Annotated in this window: 13 protein-coding genes and 1 pseudogene; 10 read left to right on the forward strand and 4 right to left on the reverse strand. The window is 50.0% G+C overall.

Going from position 1 to position 20270, the window contains the following annotated elements; all coding sequences use genetic code 11:
* The first annotated feature begins 148 nt into the window (after positions 1-148).
* Both ACEW9O_RS24100 and ACEW9O_RS24105 read left to right on the forward strand, forming a co-directional pair.
* A complete protein-coding gene (locus ACEW9O_RS24100; RefSeq protein WP_373552779.1) occupies positions 149-700 on the forward strand; it encodes a hypothetical protein in 552 nt (183 codons plus the stop codon).
* Between the two features lie 45 nt (positions 701-745).
* Positions 746-1765, forward strand: a complete 1020-nt coding sequence (locus ACEW9O_RS24105; protein WP_373552780.1) for a PspA/IM30 family protein — start codon at positions 746-748, stop codon at positions 1763-1765.
* Between the two features lie 243 nt (positions 1766-2008).
* Here ACEW9O_RS24105 and ACEW9O_RS24110 read toward each other — a convergent pair whose 3' ends face one another.
* Positions 2009-5059 (reverse strand): PVC-type heme-binding CxxCH protein, encoded by a 3051-nt coding sequence (locus ACEW9O_RS24110; protein ID WP_373552781.1) that lies wholly within the window; start codon positions 5057-5059, stop codon positions 2009-2011.
* A gap of 486 nt (positions 5060-5545) precedes the next feature.
* Here ACEW9O_RS24110 and ACEW9O_RS24115 point away from each other — a divergent pair, with 486 nt between their 5' ends.
* The 7 genes and pseudogenes from ACEW9O_RS24115 to ACEW9O_RS24145 all read left to right on the forward strand — a co-directional run.
* Complete coding sequence (locus ACEW9O_RS24115) at positions 5546-6691, forward strand: SIR2 family protein (protein ID WP_373552782.1); 1146 nt, start codon at positions 5546-5548, stop codon at positions 6689-6691.
* 292 nt (positions 6692-6983) lie between these two features.
* The gene (locus ACEW9O_RS24120) at positions 6984-9695 is read left to right on the forward strand and encodes an SUMF1/EgtB/PvdO family nonheme iron enzyme (protein ID WP_373552783.1); all 2712 of its coding nucleotides are present in this window, start codon (positions 6984-6986) and stop codon (positions 9693-9695) included.
* A 183-nt stretch (positions 9696-9878) separates the two neighbouring features.
* Complete coding sequence (locus tag ACEW9O_RS24125) at positions 9879-10346, forward strand: HRDC domain-containing protein (protein WP_373552784.1); 468 nt, start codon at positions 9879-9881, stop codon at positions 10344-10346.
* 270 nt (positions 10347-10616) lie between these two features.
* Complete coding sequence (avd, locus tag ACEW9O_RS24130) at positions 10617-10964, forward strand: diversity-generating retroelement protein Avd (protein WP_373552785.1); 348 nt, start codon at positions 10617-10619, stop codon at positions 10962-10964.
* Entirely contained in the window at positions 10961-11245 is a 285-nt protein-coding gene (locus tag ACEW9O_RS24135; RefSeq protein WP_373552786.1) for a hypothetical protein, read from the forward strand. The genes avd and ACEW9O_RS24135 overlap by 4 nt, the downstream gene beginning before the upstream one ends.
* On the forward strand, positions 11238-11594 hold the full coding sequence (locus tag ACEW9O_RS24140) for a hypothetical protein (protein ID WP_373552787.1): 357 nt from the start codon (positions 11238-11240) through the stop codon (positions 11592-11594). Before ACEW9O_RS24135 ends, ACEW9O_RS24140 begins: the two co-directional genes overlap by 8 nt.
* 37 nt (positions 11595-11631) lie before the next feature.
* Positions 11632-11904 (forward strand): annotated as a pseudogene (locus tag ACEW9O_RS24145) (hypothetical protein); the annotation flags it as partial.
* Positions 11905-12360: 456 nt separating this feature from the next.
* Here ACEW9O_RS24145 and ACEW9O_RS24150 read toward each other — a convergent pair.
* Positions 12361-14997, reverse strand: coding sequence for an AAA family ATPase (locus ACEW9O_RS24150; protein ID WP_373552788.1), 2637 nt, complete (start codon positions 14995-14997; stop codon positions 12361-12363).
* Positions 14998-15150: 153 nt separating this feature from the next.
* On the opposite strand from ACEW9O_RS24150, the gene ACEW9O_RS24155 reads away from it, so the two are divergent.
* Positions 15151-18420: an AAA family ATPase gene (locus ACEW9O_RS24155; RefSeq protein WP_373552789.1), complete on the forward strand. Its 3270-nt coding sequence runs from the start codon at positions 15151-15153 to the stop codon at positions 18418-18420.
* A gap of 170 nt (positions 18421-18590) precedes the next feature.
* Here ACEW9O_RS24155 and ACEW9O_RS24160 read toward each other — a convergent pair whose 3' ends face one another.
* Together ACEW9O_RS24160 and ACEW9O_RS24165 are read right to left on the reverse strand one after the other, a co-directional pair.
* Positions 18591-19208, reverse strand: coding sequence for a hypothetical protein (locus ACEW9O_RS24160; protein WP_373552790.1), 618 nt, complete (start codon positions 19206-19208; stop codon positions 18591-18593).
* Between the two features lie 15 nt (positions 19209-19223).
* On the reverse strand, positions 19224-20270 hold the full coding sequence (locus ACEW9O_RS24165) for a carbohydrate-binding protein (RefSeq protein ID WP_373552791.1): 1047 nt from the start codon (positions 20268-20270) through the stop codon (positions 19224-19226).

Genomic DNA, 20270 nt, shown 5'->3' on the forward strand with positions numbered 1-20270 from the left:
CTTGTTCAAGTCGTTCGCGGTAGCCTCAACTTCCTCAACTTTCTCAACTTTCTCAACTTTCATCCAAGTTATATCCAGGGAAATCGAAATTTCAAGCTTTTTTATGCGCAAAAACTATTAATTTGCGCCAACAGAAATGTCAAGACACATGCAGAAAAGTTTAAAAGCGCTTTTTGGCGTTCACCACGGGCTGGACGAAAAAAGCGTCAATTTTTTAACCCAAGCCTTAGAGAAGAACAATCTTCCTGGTTTCGACTACATTGAGTTCAAACAATCCATTGGTAACCTGGTTAATTTGGGGATGGATGAACCAACCATGTTTAAGTCAGCTTATGCTACCGCAATAACGGTGGGTTTGACCAAGGAGAAGTTGTTGGATACCGCAGCACATTACAAAAAAATCCTAACCAAGGAAAAATCTGACTTTGATGCTGCGGTGCAAAAACAGGTGGAACAAAAGGTGCGAACGAAGCAAATGGAGGTCGAAAAATTGCGCAAGCAAATTGAAGCCTATCAAGCTAAGATCAAAGAATTAGAAGCCAAAGTTGCTACAGATCAGTCTACCGTGGATCAATCCGGTGATTTGATCGAAGCCGAGTTGGCCAAAATCGAAAACACCCAAAATGGTTTCGATACTACGCTGCGTGCCTTGATGAACGAAATTGACCGCGATATTCTGAACATTCAACAATATTTGTAATTTTGAGCGTACTCAGAATTGAGTGCCACCAAAACATACCTTATTATGGCGTTAGAAAATCCCGAATTTAAAACAAAATCATTCTGGTCTCGTCCAGAAGGCACTACTGGTGCTCTTTTTGGACTGGCTATTTTGGCAGGAGTAGGTTACCTTATTGCAAGCAATATTACTTTCCTCATCGGATTGGCTGCCAATACACTTACTTTGGCACTGATGATTGTTGCATTGGTAGCCATACTTTATATGGTGCTCGATCCCAAAATGCGCACCCTCGTTTGGTACATGTACAAAAGTGTGATGCGCTGGGTGACCGGTATGTTTGTGACCATTGACCCCATCGGTATCCTCAAGAACTACATTGAAGACCTGGAGGACAACCTGGGTAAAATGCGCAAACAAATTGGTGTGTTGCGTGGTCAAATGCGTCAAATGACCACCTTGATCGAGGATAACAACAAAGAGATTGATTCCAACATGCGTCTTGCTGCCGTCGCCCGCGACCAGGACAAAGACCAGCAGATGTTATTGGCTTCCCGTAAAGCTGCTCGTTTGCGCGAAAGCAACGAAAAATACGCCGCCTTACACCAAAAAATGGAGATCCTGTACCGCATCTTATCCAAGATGCACAGCAACTCCGAAGTCCTGTTGGAAGACACCAAGGATCAGGTGAAGGTGAAAGAAATTGAACGCAAAGCCATCCGTACTTCACACTCTGCCATGCGTTCGGCAATGAGCGTCATTAGCGGTGATCCCGATAAGCGCGCAATGTTTGATGCTGCCATGGATGCCATCACCGAAGATGTTGCCAACAAGGTAGGTGAGATGGAAAACTTCATGGACATGTCTTCTAAATTGATGGATTCCATCGACCTGCAAAATGGCATGTTCGAAGAACAAGGCATGGCCATGTTGGAGGATTGGGAGAAAAAGAGCACCCTGATGCTGATGGAAGGTACTGGCAAGTCTTCTTCTGCCGAGTCCCTGGATCTGGATAGCTTCAAAACCCGTCCAGAGAAAGAAGCGAAAGGGGATGGAAATGATTACAGTAATCTTTTCAATAACTAATATAGCGAATAGCGAAAATCGAAAAAATAAGGGGGAATGGCGATTGTGTCGCTTTTCCCCCTTGTTTTTTACAATATTCTAGGATTATCCTTTTCTAAGGTGACCCCTAAGGTGTCTTAGGTGGTGAATACATGCCCTGCTCCGCAGGGCTTTTTTTATTTTCACCACCTAAGACACCTTAGCTCACCTTAGGGGTCACCTTAGAAAGGATGCGCCTGCGGCGCTTATTAAACTTTTCACTTTTCACTTTTCACTTTTCACTTTCAGCGTCGCCAAATACTCCACCAAGTCCACCAATTGCTGTTCATTAAATCCTTGGTACAAGCCTTCCATCATCAGAGATTGTGGCATTTCTTCCATTTTTTGAACATCTGCAATAGGGTAAGACCGAGAAGTACCGCCCATGATGCGCAATTTCAAATCACTCGCCGTTTTGCTTTCCACGATGCCCTGCACTGTTGAACCGTCTTTCAAAGCCACATTAAAACCTTCATAACCGTAATTGATCCCGGAAGAAGGGTAAATGATGGCATTGTACAATGCACCCTTGTCCAGTTTGGAGCCAATTTCGGTCAAGGCGGGGCCAAAATTCACACCGCTTGCACCCACTTTGTGGCAAGTTGCGCAATGCTGCGAAAAGACCGCCTTACCCGAGGCCACCTTACCACTCCGGCCTTCCAACACCGCTACTGGGGGCAAATCACTACCCATTTCCTTTTGTTTTTTGGTCAACAAAGCCCGCGATTTTTTGCGTACATCGGTGTTCCAGGCGCCTGCCAAGGACACCAAACCTTGCATGGCCAACACCTCAGGTACCTGATTTTTTTCAAACAAGCCCAATAGATAAATTTGTCCGTCCCAGTTGCTAGTCAGGCAATTCAATGCCGCCCGGCGCACCGCAAGTGGATTGTTTTCGCTCAAGTATTGTTGATACAGTTTGAACAAAGCGGGATCGTTGACTGGGGCGAGGGCATACAGGATTTGTTGAGCTTTTGCTTCATCGGCACCTTTGAGTTGTTGCAACAACAGCGACATACCTTTATTGGCCACCAAAAGGCTGGCGGCTTGGCCACGTAATGCTTCATCCTTGTTCTCCAAGGCCATTTTCAACAACTTGTCATTTTGGTTTTTGATTTGCAAACGACCCAATAAATCCAGATACTCCACGCTGCCTTCCAGTTTGGGCAATACCTGCTCTGCCAAAGTTTTTAGTGCAGCCGATTGTTGATAATAGGCGGGATCAACAGAAAACAAGGCCAAAATATTGATCGAATCTTGCATGGGGTGTTTGCCTTGTACCAGGCTCTCGATCAACTCATTCTTAGCAGAATCGGCATGAAAATGCAAAGCCCGGAAGTACTGCCGCAGGTCAAATGCTTTGATCTTCGGATCCTGGATCATCTCCTTCAACAAGGGTAGCGCCTCTTTTGAACGGCTGCGCCAAACCAGGTTTTTGCCCGCCATTGTATTCCATTTCGCACCTGCTTTCTTTTTCCAAGCTAAAAAACGGCTGTCGGCTTGTAGATCAGAACCTATGCCCAATGCTTCCAGGTACCAACGATCCAGCCCATCGTATTGACTGGCCAAATCCGCCCAAACCTTGTCTGCTGCTGCCCCTTTGGCAAAACGTAAGGATACCGCTGCTTCACGCCGAACTTGTGCGGAAGGGTCATTGGATACACTTTTGGCCAGTTGCGCAATTTGATTGGGCAGTACTTGTCGGGCCAAACGCAAACCCACGATGCGAATGTCGGGGTCAATGTCGTCCAAGGCTGCTTGCACGTAAGTTTGGGCTTTGCCCTTCATTTTGCCCAAAATCCACAAGGCGCGGGCGCGTACCCGGGAGTTGGTGCCATTCCAGAGTTTGAGCAAACCAGCTTCTGCACTAGTGCCTTTGCTGCGCAAGGCGTTGGAGGCTTTGGCCTGTACGGCGAGGTTGGGATTTTGCAGGGATTCCAACAATTGGTCTTCCGTTTCAAAACCAGCAATGGCTTTGGCCGGCTGGTATTTGCGGCCTTTTTTGCCCGCGCTTACTCGGAATATTCGTCCGCGACCCGTGTCACCAAATTTGTGCCCACCTACGGCAGGGTCGTACCAGTCAGCAAAAAAGACCGATCCATCTGGAGCCACCGTCACATCAGAAGGGCGGCACCACTGGTCTTTACTCTTGACCAAATTGAGCATCTCGGCGCTGTAGCCCGCACCATTCGATTTAGCGGGGTAAGCCCGCACGACGTTGTGCCCAGCTTCGGCGTGGAGTGGCTGATTGCGAAATGCCTCTGGCAACATGTCTCCTTCGTACACCACCATGCCGCAGGGGGAGCCTGAACCCGTTTGCAACAAATTGGGCACCACGCCTGGGTCATTCAAATGCCAGTGGCGCAAGGGGATTTCGGACTCCAGGTTGATTCGGCGATCGCTCCACGAGGCGCCAGTCATTTGGTCGGTGTAGCCATAGTTGCCGTATTCCATGACGTAGTTGATGCGTACGCCCAGGTTGCCGTCGTCGTCGTTGTCGGACTGCCAGAGGGTGCCGTAGGAATCGGGCGCTACTTCGTAGTTGTTGCGGAAATTGTGCGCCAGTACTTCCAGGTTGCTGCCATCGGGGTCACAGCGAAAGACCATTCCCTGGCGGTAAGGTGCGCCACTGGCATTGACGGCGTTGCCACTCAGGTCGATCACGGGTTTGCCGTGGCGGTCCATGATTTGTTTACCGTTGTTGCCGAAGTTGAAATACATTTTGCCATCCGGACCTTGTACGAAGGCGTGTACGGCGTGGTCGGATTGCTCTCCACTCAAACCCGTGAACAGGGTATCTCTTTTGTCGGCTTTGTCATCACCATTCGTATCACTTAAAAGGAATACGTAAGGGCTACAGGAAATGATGGCTTGATTGTCCACCGCCCAGATGCCCAGCGCGGCGTTGACGTCAGTGCCCTGGTAAAACACAGTGCTTTTATCGGCTTTGGAATCGCCATCGGTGTCTTCGAGGATGAGGATGCGGTCGCCTTCCACGCGCTCGGGATTTTCGGGATTGTGGGTATTGCGGTAGTTGAGGGCTTCACAAACCCATACACGGCCCCGTTCGTCCACATGCATGTTGGTGGGGTTGATGAGCATCGGTTCGGAGGCGAAGAGGGTGACTTCACAGCCGTCGGCTACTTCCATGCCGTAGACGGCGTTGGCGGCGAGGCGTTTGGCGGGTTCGTCCAGTTTGTCGAAGTCGATTGAAGGTTTTTTGGGGGCACAGGCCACCAGTAAAGCGAGCAGTGCACAGTAGGCAAGTTGTTTCATGTTTGTTTAATCTGATGTTGGTGATGCTTAAAAATAGGGAGAAAAACAAGATGCGAGTATTTTTGAGGCAATAGATTTTTACAGAGTGTCGATTGCGGCTAAATACTACGGACAATTGGATTTGGCTTCGCCAAATTTTTTTAACACGACGGCACAACGAAACGACGACACGACGTCCTCAGCGCTAGGCGCTGAGTGTCCCAACGCCTGGCGTTGGGTTGTAGCGGTAGCTAATCGTCGTGTCGTCGTCCCGTTGTGCCGTCGTGTTAAAAACAAGCAGCGAAGCTGCTTAAATGTGTGGTTGGCGATTAGCAGTAAGATTTGTACCTCAATTTGTGTGATTTGCGGGTAAAAAATTATCGCTCCACGTCGCCGAAGGCGACCCACTAACCTTTCACTAATATTTTAAATCATCTCATTCTGATATATCCACTGACTTTTTATATTTTTGAAATCTGCATAAAACCAGATTCAACCCCGTAAGCTATGCCTGAGACCTTTTCTCCACCCCGCGTCGAACAAGATTGGGAAGACATCATCGACAGCCTCGAAGCCGAAAAATGCGTCATCTTCCTCGGCAGCGGCATCTACCAGGCCCCCGTAGCCCCAGGCATTCAGAGCGCCCTGGAGCAATGGCTGGAAGTCAACAAACCCGACCACCCCGCCATCCACCTCTACAACGACGATGGCTTTTTCCTCTTCCGCAACGAACGGCGGCACAAGCGCAAGGTGATCGAACAAATCAAAAGTTTTTACAACCAGCCTTTCCCGGAAACCAGCACCCGTTTTACCGAACTGGCCCAAATCCCCTTCAACATCATCATTTCGCTGATGCCTGACAACATCCTGGCGCGCACCTTTGATGAACTGGGCCTGGCCTACCAACCCGATTTGTACTTCCGCAATCGCCCCCACGCCAAGGACTTTGAAAAACCCAGCCGCAACAAGCCACTCATTTACAACCTCCTGGGCAATATCGAGGAGCCCGAAAGTCTGGTTTTGACCCACAGCGATTTTTTTGACTACCTCGAATCGGTTTTTATGGCCAAAAGTATGCACCCCCAACTGAAGGAGGAACTGGAAAAGGCCGAACGCTACATTTTCCTGGGCTTGCCCTACGAAAAATGGTACTTCCAACTCCTGCTACGGGTCCTCTCCATGCATTCCGAAAAACTGAAAGACGTAGAGCGGATGGCCCTGGAGGAATTTGAAAACCCCAAGTTGCAGAAGTTGTACACCGAGGAGTTCAAGATCAATTTTTTTGCCAGCAATCCAGAAGTTTTTATCCAGGATTTGTACCAGGCTTGTGCCAAGGCAGGCACCTTGAAAAAAGTACCCGCTCCCGATCCAAAACTGGCCGGGCTACCCGAGCTGAGTGCTGATGCGCTGAAGGAACTGGTGGCTAAGGCGCATACCCAGGAAGCATTCCTGCACCTGAAAGCCTTGCTGGATCGCCGCAAGCCGCGCAGTTACGCCCTCGCCAATGATCTGGTGGTACTGCGCAATCAGTACAATTTGCTGCGGCAGCGAGAGTTGCGGGGCACGATTGATTCGCGGGATTTCAACGTGGAGCAGAATCAGATTGCCGATCGATTGATTGTGTTGATTGATAAAGCAGGAGAATTAGGGTGAATTGATTATTAGGCAATTGATGCTTCGTTCTATGATTTTGGGGTATATTTTTTTTGAGTGACGAGTTAAGAATACATGACTTACGAGTTTTGAAGTGGGCTACCGCAGCGACTTAGACACAGCCCTGGTCCAGGTCGCTGCGGCAGCCCACTTCAAAACTCGTAAGTCATGTACTCTTAACTCTTAACTCAAAAGGGCCTCACGCAAAAGCATTATTCACTGATAACGAACCCATTTCAAGCCAAATGAAATTCAACAAACACACTTTTCGAGGTATAACTAATAGACACCAATGACCAACACCCCTCCATACCCATCCACTCCTTCCGGGCGCCCCTACCGCTACCCCGGCGTACAACCCTTTACAACAGCCCAAAGCGAAGTTTTCTTTGGCCGCGACCTCGATATCGCCGACCTCTACCGCCTCATCCGCCGCGAAGCCCTGGTAGTCCTCTACGGCAAAAGTGGCCTCGGCAAAAGCTCCCTGCTCAACGCCGGGATCGTGCCCCATAGCCTGCAATCCGCCGAATACGAACCCGTCGTCATCAAATTCGGCGCCTGGACGGAGGGCAAAACCGACACCCCGCTCGACCTCACCAAAGCCTACCTCAACGCCGGCCAGGCCCCCTCGCCTACCCTGCAACCCCTGCTGCCCGAGGAAGACTCTCTCTGGCGCTGCGCCAAAAACCGCCAACTGAACGGCGCAGGCCGCCCCCTGCTGCTCTTCGACCAGTTTGAAGAACTTTTCACCTATCCCGAAACGGCCATTCAGGCTTTTCGGCAGGAACTGGCTGAACTACTGCACACCGAACTCCCCCTGCGCTACCGCCGCCTGCTGGACGCTGGAGCTGCTCCAGAGCTGAGTGAAGCAGAAGAAGACGCTCTGGAAACCCCACTCGAAGCGCGCATCGTGTTCGCCATCCGCTCCGACCGCATGCACCTGCTGCACCAACTGGCCGATACCCTGCCCAATATCCTGCGCCACCTGTACGAGCTCCGCGCCCTGCGCCCCGAGGATGCCCGCGCCGCCATTGTGGAGCCTGCCCAAAAAGCCGGGGAATTTTGTACCCCCAGCTTTACCTGGGCTGCCCCGGCGCTGAGCAACCTGCTGGGCTACCTGCAAGACCCCGACGACGACAACCGCGTGGAGGCCATCCTGCTGCAATTGCTCTGCCAGTATTTTGAAGAAAAACTGGTGGAAAAACAGGGCCTCACCCAGATCGAAGCCCGGCACCTGGGCGAGTTCGAGCAAATCATCGAAAACTACTACCACGATAAACTGGGCTCACTGCCCAATGCACACAGCCGCTCCGCCGCCCGCAAACTGATCGAAGAAGGGCTGGTGCTGGAGGGCGAAAACATCCGCCTCTCCCTACACGAAGCCCAGATCACCCACCAGTACGGTGTGGACAGCGAACTGCTGGAGCGTCTGGTGAACAGCCGCCTGCTGCGCGCCGAACCCTTCCTGCGCGGCGGCTATACCTACGAGCTGGCGCACGACCGGCTGGTGGCACCCGTGCTAAGGGCGAAGCAGGAGCGCCTGGCGCAGGAGGCCATCCAGGCAGCGGAACAGGCACAGCTGGCGAAGGAACAGGAACTGGCCGAAGAGCGGGGTAAAAGGCAAAGGGCAACATGGCTGGCGGTGGCGGGTTTTGTGCTGACGGGGGTGGCGCTGGTGGCGGCGCTGTGGGCCTGGCGACAGACTGGACTAGCCGAACAATCGCGCAGCCAGGCGGAGCAGGCTAAAACGGAGGCGCTGGATAGTGCAGCGGTGGCGCAGCAACAGCGCAGCCTGGCACAATTGGAAAAAACCAAAGCGGATACCAGTGCCGCCATTGCCCTACGCAAAGAGCGACAAGCCCTCGAAGCAGAACAAAAAGCGGCTACGGCTTTGCAACAAGCCAATGGAAATGCCAAAGTAGCCGTAGACGCCTTGCTTCAGGTAGCCAAAGACGCCGTTTACCACGTGAAGTACGATGAAGCCTTACCTTCTATTTTGGCTGCGGCAAAGTTGGAACAAAACAAGGACAAAGTTGCCCAAGCACTGCAAGAGATTGCATTTGTAAAGGTCGAATCAGGCCAAAACCTCGCGGAGGCGGTTGACCTGATCGAGCAGATTCGCCGTCTGAAAGGCCAAGCTGGAAAAGGGCCGCAAAGTAAATCCGCCCCAGCCCTGCGCCAAGCCCTCCAAAGCGTAGACAATGCCCACTACACGGCCTTGATGCAGCGCTATTATCCAGTGATGCTTGTGGTAAAAGGAGGTGGTTTTCAAATGGGTTGTGATACGATGCTCGATCAGAGATGCCGTGACGGAGAGGATCTCCACCATGTTCAAGTCAGCAGTTTTGCCCTGGCGCGCTCGGAAACCACCTTTTGGCAGTGGAGCTTGTATTGTGCCGCCAATGGGCTCAAACTGAGTGATTATTCTCCTAACTGGGGCATTGATGGAGACAATCCAGTGGTTATTGTCGATTGGTTTGACGCTTGTTTGTATGCCAATTGGCTGAGCCCTCGATTTGGATTAGAGCCAGTCTACGCTGTTGATTCTACAACTCAAAAAGACCGCGGTGGTTGGTTGGTCACTTTACTGGAAAACAAAAATGGCTTTCGCCTACCCACCGAAGCCGAATGGGAATACGCCGCCAAAGCTGGGCAGTCGACCATTTACAGTGGGGGCAATGAGCTAGACGAATTGGGCTGGTACGATGACAATTCGCTCATCAATGGCGTGCTGCGCACCCATCCCGTGGAACAAAAAAAGAAAAATCCCTGGGGCTTTTATGACCTGAGTGGCAACGTCTGGGAATGGTGTTGGGATTGGTATGACAGTTATGACCTTGAGCAAAAACTGAACCCCCAGGGAGCCAAAGAAGGCTCCGGCCGTGTTCTCCGTGGCGGATCGTGGTACGACGACGCGGTCGGCGCGCGGGTTGCGTATCGCAACGACGTCGATCCCGATAACCGCAACGATAATATAGGTTTCCGTCTTGCCAGGCAGCAGTAGCCTTTTGTCCTTTTTACCTTTTTACAAGGTGGTTTTTTTCTAAAAGAGCTAGCGCAGTGCGCTAGCTCTTTTAGTTTATATATCCTGGTTTGAAACCAGGATATATACTGGTGCAAAAATTGCCTATATATGTTACAATAATCCATTTTCAAACTTCGTTGTACACCTATAGCATTTGCATATATGGATTTTAGAATTTTCACCTTGCCATTTGACCCAATTTCAGAGGGATTTTCCGATGAAATTGTCACGCAATTTTGCCTCAATAAAAAGGTGTACAGTGTGCAGTCGCAGTTTTTCGTACACGAGGGACGGCCATTTTGGTCAGTAGCGGTGCAGTACGAAACCCTGGTGAAGGGGGAGGAAAAAGTGCGGGATTTGGATGATGCGCAGCAGCTCTTGTACAATCGCCTGCGCGAGTGGCGCAAAAAGCAGGGCGAAAAAGAGGGGATGCCCGTGTTCATCATTGCCACCAATCAGCATCTGGTCAGTATGGTGCGCTTGAAGGTGCAATCCTTGGAAGGTTTTAAACAAATCAAGGGTTTTGGGCAAAAGCGGGTGCAGAATTATGGCAAAGCCATCATCGGGATGGTGAAGGCGTTTTATGAGGAGCAGGTGGAAAAAAAGCCGGATAGACTTGAGGCGAGTTGATTATCAAGAAATTGGGTGATCTTAGGCATAACGACCAGCGGCAGAGCCGCCAAAACGTCTGTAGCCCAAGAAATGACGATAGATTTTAAGGTACGTAGTACCGCAACTGTTGCCTTTTGTTCCGGTGCTCTGCACCTTGACAGCCTTGCTTGGTCTAAATGCTACAGACGTTTTGGCGGCTCTGCCGCTGGTCGTTACCTCTAAGTTTATAGCTCATTGATAATCAAATCACATCAAGTCTAATAAACAACCTTTACAACAATAAGTGGTATGCCTACACCCAATTATTATCCATTGTACGAGCACTGGTACAAAACGATGAACTGGTTGCTGGATCGTTGTGATCGAATGCCCAAACACCTCCGCTTCACCATCAGTGGCCGAATGGTCACCATGGCCACCGATATAGCGGAACTCTTGCTGGAAGCCATCTACGCCAAGGAAAAATCACCCAAATTGTTATCGATCAACCTGCAATTGGAAAAGCTGCGTTTGTATTGTCGGCTCTGCAAAGACCGCCATTATTTCACCCTCCCCCAATACGAGTACATTTCGCGCGAGATCAATGAAGCCGGGAAAATGTGTGGTGGTTGGATCAAAAATCAGCAAGCAGCATGAAAAGGATCGGGAATTTATTCGAGCAGTTTGTCGCTTTCCCCAATCTGCTCCAGGCTTATTACAAAGCCAGAAAGGGTAGTCGCCGCAATCAGGAGAACAGCTTTTTCTTTGTCAATCTGGAAGCGGAATTGTTGCAGCTACAGGAAGAATTGCAAAGTTTGACCTATGCGCCCCAGCCTTACCGATACATCCAGATTTACGATCCTAAATTACCTCAACGAACTGGATTCCTTCGTAAAAAAGGAACTAAAGGTCAAGCACTACATTCGCTACATGGATGATTTTGTGCTTTTTGCCCCCAATAAACAGGTGCTAAAAACACAATTGCACGCAATCCAGCAATTCCTGGCCAGTGATTTGGAATTGCGGCTCAAACCCTCGGCTACTTTTGTCAATCAAGCGAGCAATGGGCTCACTTTTTTAGGCAAAAGAATTTACTCTCAAATGATCCGATTGGCCAGGCCAAACCTCGTACGGATGCTCCGCAGAATGACCATGCGTGAGTTGGAATGGAAGCAGGGTGAAATCAATGAGGAGAGCTATCTCGCCTCTTTAAACAGCTATTGGGCTTGCCTTTCGTTTGGAGACACTTTTGGTTTGCGTTCGAAATTGGCATCAACTACACACTAAAATAGAGGTTAAGCAGGCATAAGGCTCCAACCGTGTTAACCGTGGCGGATCGTGGAACAACAACGCGATCAACGCGCGGGTTGCGAATCGCAACAACAACAATCCCGATAACCGCAACAATAATATAGGTTTCCGTCTTGCCAATACAGCCGACAAATTCCCGGAATACCAGTCTTATCTATGGATGGATGCTGGTAGCGAGGCTTCTGCTGTCCAGTCTGCTTATCCTGCATCTGTATGGGAATTTCAGTACAGATCAAATAGCCATTTCTGCTTCCGCCTAGTAGATGAATTCGAACTGCGGAAGTAGCGTTTTTCTGCTAGTACAAGTACCTTCGTGCTGGTACAAGTCTCCAGACTTGTACCAATATCCACACGCCTCTGACGTGCCTCAACGCACAGCAATCAAGCCATTGCTTCAAATAATAAATTCCAGGAAAAGTTGAGAAATATTGCATACTCCTGCGTCTGGAGACGCGCAGATACGGGTACAAGTCTGGAGACTTGTACCAGCGTGGCCGTCAACGTCTAACTTTGTGCCCTTTGTGCTGACTTGGTGTCCTTTGTGAAAAAAAATGCCGCTTTGGAAAATTTGGGGTGCGACTTGCCTTCGCGTTGGTACGAATCTAAAAACTTAACCCGACTTAGGTGCCCCTCAGGTGTCTTAGGTTTCTTAGGTGGTGAAAAAATACCCTACCTGCGCAGCAGGCCTTTTCTTCTCACCACCTTAGAAACCTAAGACACTTAAGGGACACCTCAGGGTTTTTTAGCCTCTGGCTTTAAACCCTATCGTCTGCCGATTAAACGCAAACGTACTCTTGTCCAACTTGAAAGTCTCCAAATCATCCAAGGTCAGCAAGTTATTCGGCACATTTTGGCGGTCTTCGAGTGACAAAGCCGCCAGGCGCAGGTTTTGATTTTTAATCGCCTCATTCACAATGTTGCGCACCGTGCGGGCGTTGCCGAAGTATTTGTCCCGACAATCGTAAATGAAGGTGAGGTAGCTCTTCAGGTATTCCTCTGCTTCCGGCGTCGGTATCAGCCCACTTTGGTCGAGCATGAACATGGCAATTTCCAGGAGCTCCTGCGGCAGGTAGTCATCAAAGCGCAGCATTTTGTCGAAGCGGCTGTTCAAGCCCGGGTTGGCCTTGAGGAAGGTCTCCATGTTGTCGGTGTAACCCGCCACAAAGACGAAGAAATGGCCCCGCAGGTCTTCCATGCGTTTCAACAAGGTTTGGATCGCTTCGTCGCCGAAGTCGCCGTGTGCGCCGCCCGTTTTGGCCGTCAACGCGTAAGCTTCGTCGATGAAGAGGACACCACCTTGCGCTTCTTCGATTTTTTCGTTGGTTTTGATCGCTGTTTGCCCCACATAGCCCGCTACCAGTCCCTGGCGGTCGGTTTCCACCATGTGGCCCCGCTCCAACATGCCCAGAGATTTGTAGATTTTGGTCAAAATGCGGGCGACGGTGGTTTTACCCGTGCCGGGGTTGCCAATCAAGACGGTATGTAGGAAAAAGCTGTTCAACACATCTTTGCCCGTTTCCCGGTAAAAACGCACCAAACGCACCATTTCCTGGATTTGCGCCTTGATTTTGTCCATACCAATCAGGCGATTCAGCTCGTCGATCGACTCGCGCAGCAGTACTTCATCGATGGGGATATTGGGCAATGGCCGACGGGCTTTCAGGTCAATAGCGGCGATATCGGCCAATTCGAGCAATTCCAGGTTTTCTCGCGACAACAGACGCGGGTCTTCATTGCGCATGATCCGCAAGCCCAGGTTGATTTTGGCTTTTTCGATCAGGTCGTTCACAAAACGAGCGTTGCCGAAGGTGCGGTCGCGTTTGCGGTAGGCGTCGATGATGACTTCGTCTACCTTTTTTTCGGCCTCCTCGCCCAGTTTGACCCCTTTCTGTTTGCACACAAAACGGGCAATTTGGGAAAGCTCCTGCGGCAGGTAATCCGCAAATTCAAAATTGAACTGGAAACGCGATTTCAGGCCGGGGTTGGAATCCAGGAACTGCTTCATTTCCTTGGGGTAACCCGCCACGATGATGGCCAGATCACCAGCACCATTGGACATTTCCCGCACCAGGATTTCAATCACTTCCCGGCCAAAATCTTTGGTATCGTCGCTGGAACGCGCCAGGGCATAAGCTTCGTCAATGAACAGGACGCCGCCCCGGGCTTTTTCGATGGCTTCTTTAACTTTGGGTGCAGTTTGGCCGATGTACTCACCCACCAGATCTACCCGATCTACCTCATGAACATGGCCCTTGCTGAGCAAGCCCATTTTGCGGTACAACAGGCCCATCATGCCCGCCACGGTGGTTTTGCCTGTGCCAGGATTACCAATGAAAACCGAATGGACGTTGACGTTTTCTTTTTCATCAAAGCCCCTTTCTTTGCGCAATTGCAGGAACTTGATGTAATCCGCGTGATTGCGGACTTGTTGCTTGATGTCGGTGAGGCCAATCAGGTTGTCAAACTGGGCCATGGCGTCGTCAAAACTCTGGCGGTCATCGGGTTGGATGCTAGGCACAATTTGTTGACCCCGATCGGGCAACCAAACTGGCGAGATGCCCTCGACAAAATCTTCGTCAATCTCAAAAGGAATCACCGCAATGAGCCGATCCATAAAGACCAACTCGGCCGTATAGCGATCTTTGCGCCAGGAACCCTTGACATTGGAGCCCCAGCCGGTGGTAATTTTGATGAACTCGTCCTTTTTTTCCACCCGGTGCAAACGCACCACTTGCCCCTTCAACTCCCGGGCATCGTTGTAGAATTTGGCGAACAACTCACATTGCCAGGCTTTGGAAATGTGTTGGTTTTGCAGCACTACTTCGATGTAGATGTAGCGGGTTTCTTCGCCGCTGAAGGATTTGTAATACACCCGATCCAGCTCTGGAACATCGTCGTAAGGCCCCTCGTACAAGCGCAGGGAGTTTACGGCGAGGTAGGGATTTTCACCGCGCAAAAAGTCTTGGCCAGCGTCTTCGATGTAAAAGTATTTGGTACCTACCTTTTCCCCTTCGATCCAGGCCTCCCAATAATACGTACCGTTTTTCCAAAAAGAACCTTCGGTTTTGTTGCCCCAGCCTTCGCGGATGTAAACGACATTGTCGTATTTGCTCACTTTTTTGCGCAAGGGCAAATCACAAATCTCTTTCCGGCCTTTTTTTAGGGAATAACACTTCAACTCCACGTCGATTTCCCAATCTTCGATGTCGAAGTACTTGTTGTAAAAAGAGAGTTCTGCGTAGATGTAAGTAGTTTCCAAACGATCAAACACCTGCCGATACTTCTTTTTATTATCAGCCAGCCACTCCGTCGAGGCATAAACCTTCAATTCTTTGAATTTATGCCGCTTAAATCCTGGTTTTGCAAATTCTTCCGTCATAACATCACTCTGGGTTTATGCACACACAGAACACAAGATTTGTTTAATTTTTTGTTTTCGCTCTGCTAATATGCTGCTTTTTGTACAAAGTTTTTAACTTTCTTGCATCAAAGGGGCGACAAAAAAAATTTTGCCCCACTACAAAGTCATCTAATGTCCCAGCAAGAATTCAAAGTACCCACCTTAGTCCAACACATTCAAGTAGATGGAAGGCCCTATTTTAGCCTAAGACCGCTGTTTTGGCCCGGTCCGATCTCCATTCATCGTCGGTATCAGGAGGCGGTGGCGGGTTTTCGGAAGGAAGTAAGGCACCATCTATCTGCTTACCCAATTAGCCGCAATACGTTGGATCAAACCCTTTGGTTGATTTTCCAACCCAAACCCTCGTTTCAAAAACGCAAGGTTCAATTTTCTTTTGGCAAACACCAGGTTGATGGATTGTTTTTGGTGCTACAATTCACTGTAAACGACTTGCCCATCTTGTATTTGCCTGCTTTTAACAACACCATGCAACTCTTGGCTACAGAAGAAACACCAATTAGTGACGTGGAGTTGGAAAAAGTGATCAAAAAGTTGTTGCAGAAAGAACGTGAATACCAGGGGGGAGAGTTCCAGCCCGAGGAATATTATGCCAATCGGCGCGATTATTTAGTGGATGTCTCGGTCAAACTAGACCTGAAAGCTGGCCCCAATCGTTTTGAAGACGTTCAGGATACCAATCCTTTTTTCCGCTTTTTCCAGGAAACTGAATTTGATGGCGCGGAGGAAGCTGCCAAAACGGGCAACGACCTCAATGAAAGTTTCCCCCACGCCTTACAACAAAGTTTTTTCCGCGACGAGCTGGCTGCAGAAGTGCACGACTTGATGTACCAACGCGACCCCATCCCCTTTGTATTGGTAGGTGAAGAAGGGGTCGGCAGGCACAATTTGATTTCCAATGCAGTGCACCGCTATTTATCCCAACGTTCTGATGATGAAAAAGAGTTGCCTGTCAGCGTGTGGAACCTGGATCCCAACCGCATCATCAGCGGCATGTCGGTCGTGGGGCAATGGCAAAAACGCACCGAAGCCATCATTCAATACCTAATCAAACCCAATCCGGGGCATAAATTATTGATCGACAACCCCGTGGCACTCCTGCGCATTGGCAAATCGGGGCAAAACTCCATGACTTTAAGCGATGTGCTCAAGCCCTATCTGGAAAAACGCAGCTTGCAAAGTATCCTCATTGCCACGCCCCAGGAATGGCAATTGATTCAGGAAAAAGACCGGGCTTTTAGCGATTTGTTTCAGGTCATCCGAGTGTATGAGCCGGATCCTTCGACGGCGTTGAAGATCATTTTGGAGCAACGAAAAATTCTGGAACAGGAAAACGGTCTGCGCATTTCCATCTCGGCCCTCAGCCAGTTGATGTACGTACACCGAATTTTTCAGTCCAATAAGGCGCTGCCGGGCGCGGTCATCCGCCTCCTGCGGCAAATGGCAATCAAACACCGCTACGGTTACGTTGATGCTCAAAATGTGCGGGAAGAGTTTGGGATGGTCAGCGGACTGAGGGAGGAAATTTTTAGTTCAGGGCATTGGTTTGAAAAAAACGAAGTGCTCAATGGCTTGCAACGGGAGTTGATCGGCCAACAAGAGGCTGCCATGGCCCTGAACAACGTGATTCAGCTGTATAAAGCCAAATTGAACAATCCCCGCAGGCCGATCAGTTCGCTCATGTTCATCGGGCCAACCGGAGTAGGTAAAACGCATGCCGCGAAAATTCTGACCCGCTACCTGACTGGCACGGAAGAAGCGCTGGTGCGTTTTGACATGAACGAATACCTCGATCCCTACGCCATTGATCGGCTCATTGGGGACGAATACAATCCAGAAGGGCAATTGACGGGTAAAATTCGCTATCGGCCCTTCAGTGTATTGTTGTTGGATGAGATTGAAAAAGCGCACCCGAAGGTCCACGACCTCTTTTTGCAATTGCTGGACGATGGTCGTTTGACCGATCGGCTCGGGCGCACCGTAGATTTTACCAACTGCATCATCATCATGACTTCCAATGTGGGGGCCGATGACAACCGCTTCCGCATTTCGTTGACCAATGATCCACAACATCAGGGACAAGCTCAGGTGTACCGGAGCGCGTTGGAAAAACAATTCCGCCCTGAGTTTGTCAACCGAATTGAACAAATCGTCATCTTCAGGCCCCTGGAACGGGAGCATATCCTGGGCATCGCCCGTTTGCAAATCAAGGAATTGTTGCAACGCGATGGGTTTGTACGCCGTACCACCATTTTGAACATCCAAAAAGAAGCCCTGGAATGGGTAGCCAACCGGGGTTATGATCCAGAAATGGGTGGCAGGGCGCTGCGGCGGCAGATTGAGCGGGATTTGACCAGCTTATCCGCTGATCAGTTGTTGAAAATCCGCACCCCAGGCCCGATCATTCTGGACATTCACCTGAATGAGGACCGCTTGATTCCAAACATTTTCCCACTGGAATTTGCTACGGCGAGCGGCGAAACTTATTTCCCCAAACCACCAAAACCTGATAGTGGAGGTGCTTTTTACCGCCGCCTGCTCAATCTGGTCGATGAGTTGAACGAACAAGTCAGCAACCGCAACACTGGCCCTGATTATTACGATGGACGCAGCCTTCAGGAGGACTGGCATTATTACCATTTCATCACCCGCCTGGATGAGATGAAAGAGAACATTGCCACGTTCATGATTGCGTTCAACAACAACAACTTTGTACGCAATTTACCCACTCCACTGCGTCTGAAACAATCCGAACTGTTCCGGGATCGCAGCAATTCGCGCAATCCTGAATCGCTGGAGGATGTGAAAGCGCGTTTGTTCCACGATGCGGCTTTGAAGGAGGTGAGTGAAACTTACCAATTTGCCAATGGGGTGTATGACGCCATGGATACCGAATTTGTGGATCATTACCTCAATGTTGGGCTGCTGCGCCTGGCGGGGCGGGCCTTTTTGCGCGGTGAACTGGATAAGGTGGAGATCAAAATGGAGTCGCTGGTAGCTGGGCAAGGGCAACGCGAAATGGAATACCTGGCCGACCGCTATCAGGATTTACTCGAGCACTTGAATGTTGAGTTTGATTATTACCCTGAAGAACAGCTGATTGTAGCTGAGGATTATGGGATTGCGCCATTGCTACAAAGTGAAGCGGGTATTCATTTGTTTTACCTCGCGCATCAAAATCCACTTCCCATCCGAGTGCATATCAAACCCGTGGCCGAAAAAATCAATACCTGGCAGGTCATCCGCTTGTACGATGGTAATCGCACCCTGACCGACCTGCGTACGCAATATACTAACGTCATGAATATGAGTGGGCAGGAGTTTAAATTGCTGGTGTATGCGGGTTTGGCCACGGAGTTGCGAAGAGAATTGATGCGTTTTTGAGGGTTATGGCCTAATACTATCGAGTCTTAGGTGCCCCTTAAGTGTCTTAGGTTTCTTAGGTGGTGAATATTTACCCTGCTACGCAGGGCTTTTTTCTTTTTCACCACCTAAGACACTTAAGGGGCACCTAAGGGGATTATGTTGTAAGTTATTGGTATCAAAGTATGTCACTACTTTCGCTTCAAAGTTAGGGTTGCAATATGGTCAAAACGTGGGTCAGCGCTGCTCGAAAAACTGGAGCCATCCGCTTTGAAATAGGAGAAACCCATCCGCAAAGTCATGGCATCTTCGGCCCACTGCCCGGATTCACTGAGGTTGAGGGCGAAGTTGGGTTGCAGGCGTTTGGCTTCGTCGGCTGCGCCGAATTGTAGTTTCAACTGGTGGAAATCATCCTCACCGACGGAGCCAGATAGGACATAATCCTCTTGGCCTAAACGACTGGTTACGCTGGCTACGCCTTCAAATAGGCGTTTGTCTTTGCGGGAGCCCAGGCCTCCGCGGGTGCGCCTGCGGCTACTGCGATTGGCTTGTTTACGGCGCTCCTTGTCGGATAAGGGTTCAAAAATTTCCAAACTGATGGATTTGGCGATTCCGTCGGGGTCAGTGTAGCTGCCCTGCCACTCTCCCACCAGCAATTTGGCATTTTTGTCTTTGCTGTAGGCCCAGGGGCGGGTTTGGTAGTCGCGCCAATAGCTGTATTGGTATTGGCATTCGTATAGGCCCCAACTGAGTAGAGCGAGTCCAAGAAAAAGCAGGAGGCAACGGCCACGGTTTTTTTGAGTACTCATATTTGATTGAGTTATTTATCGGTATCCCCATTGTTGTCCATTCCAGGGCAGGTGCCAGATTGCCTGGTCGGTTCCTGCCGCAAAAATATCCAGGCGATTCGGACCATAGGAACAAACTGCCGGGCCATTGAGCATTTTTCCACCCAGGTTTTCAAATCCACTCCAGGTGTTGCCTCCAGCCCAGTAGGCATGGTACAATCCCGCATCTGCTCCTTTGACAAACAAATCTAGTCGGTTCCCACCCCACGCAACGGCTTCAATCTCAGCGCGATTGGCAAGCTTCCCACCCAGGGAGTGCCAATCACTCCAGCGATTCCCATCCCAGTACTGGTGCCAAACTGCCCCGTCGTGGCCTTCGCCAAAAATATCGAGGTGATTGGGGGCAAAACTAACCGCAGTCAGATCACCAGCCACTGTGCCGGGCAGAAATTCGGCGCTTTGCCATTTTTGGTCGTACCAAAAGTGTTGGATGGTTGCATCTGTTTTTACGGTAAACACATCGATGCGGTTGGGTCCCCAACAAACTGCCGTGACACTCTGCTTTTCACGAAGCTTTCCCGAGTGAATGGTTGTCCATTGACCCCACTTTTGATCGTACCACAAATGTTGCAGACCGCCCACATAATCTCTAGCAAAGAGATCCAGTCGACCAGCCCCCCAACTTACCACATCAAAATCTCCACTAAAGTTACCTCCAAGATTTTCCCAATCGCTCCATTCCCCACCATTCCAATGGGCGTGATACATTTTCCTGTCTTCGGAAGCCACTACAAAGGCATCCATGCGGTTGGGTCCCCAACTTACTACTTTGGGTGGACAAAGTGTGGGTGCCAGACTCCAGAACATATTTTTCCAGGCGCTCCAACTTGATCCATTCCAGTGTTTCCATTTCATCATGTAGTTGGGGTCTTGCGAAATCACGGCCAGCTGGTTTTGCCCCAGACTCAGAACGTCAAGTTCGCGGCGGGTTTCTCCATTTAAAGTGGCCCAAACGGGTAACTGCGCCGTCAAACCCTGTAACAGCCCCATAATCAGGATACCAATGATGGTGATTCTTTGCAT

It is taken from the genome of Haliscomenobacter sp. (genome assembly GCF_041740695.1).
Taxonomy (GTDB): Bacteria; Bacteroidota; Bacteroidia; order Chitinophagales; family Saprospiraceae; genus Haliscomenobacter.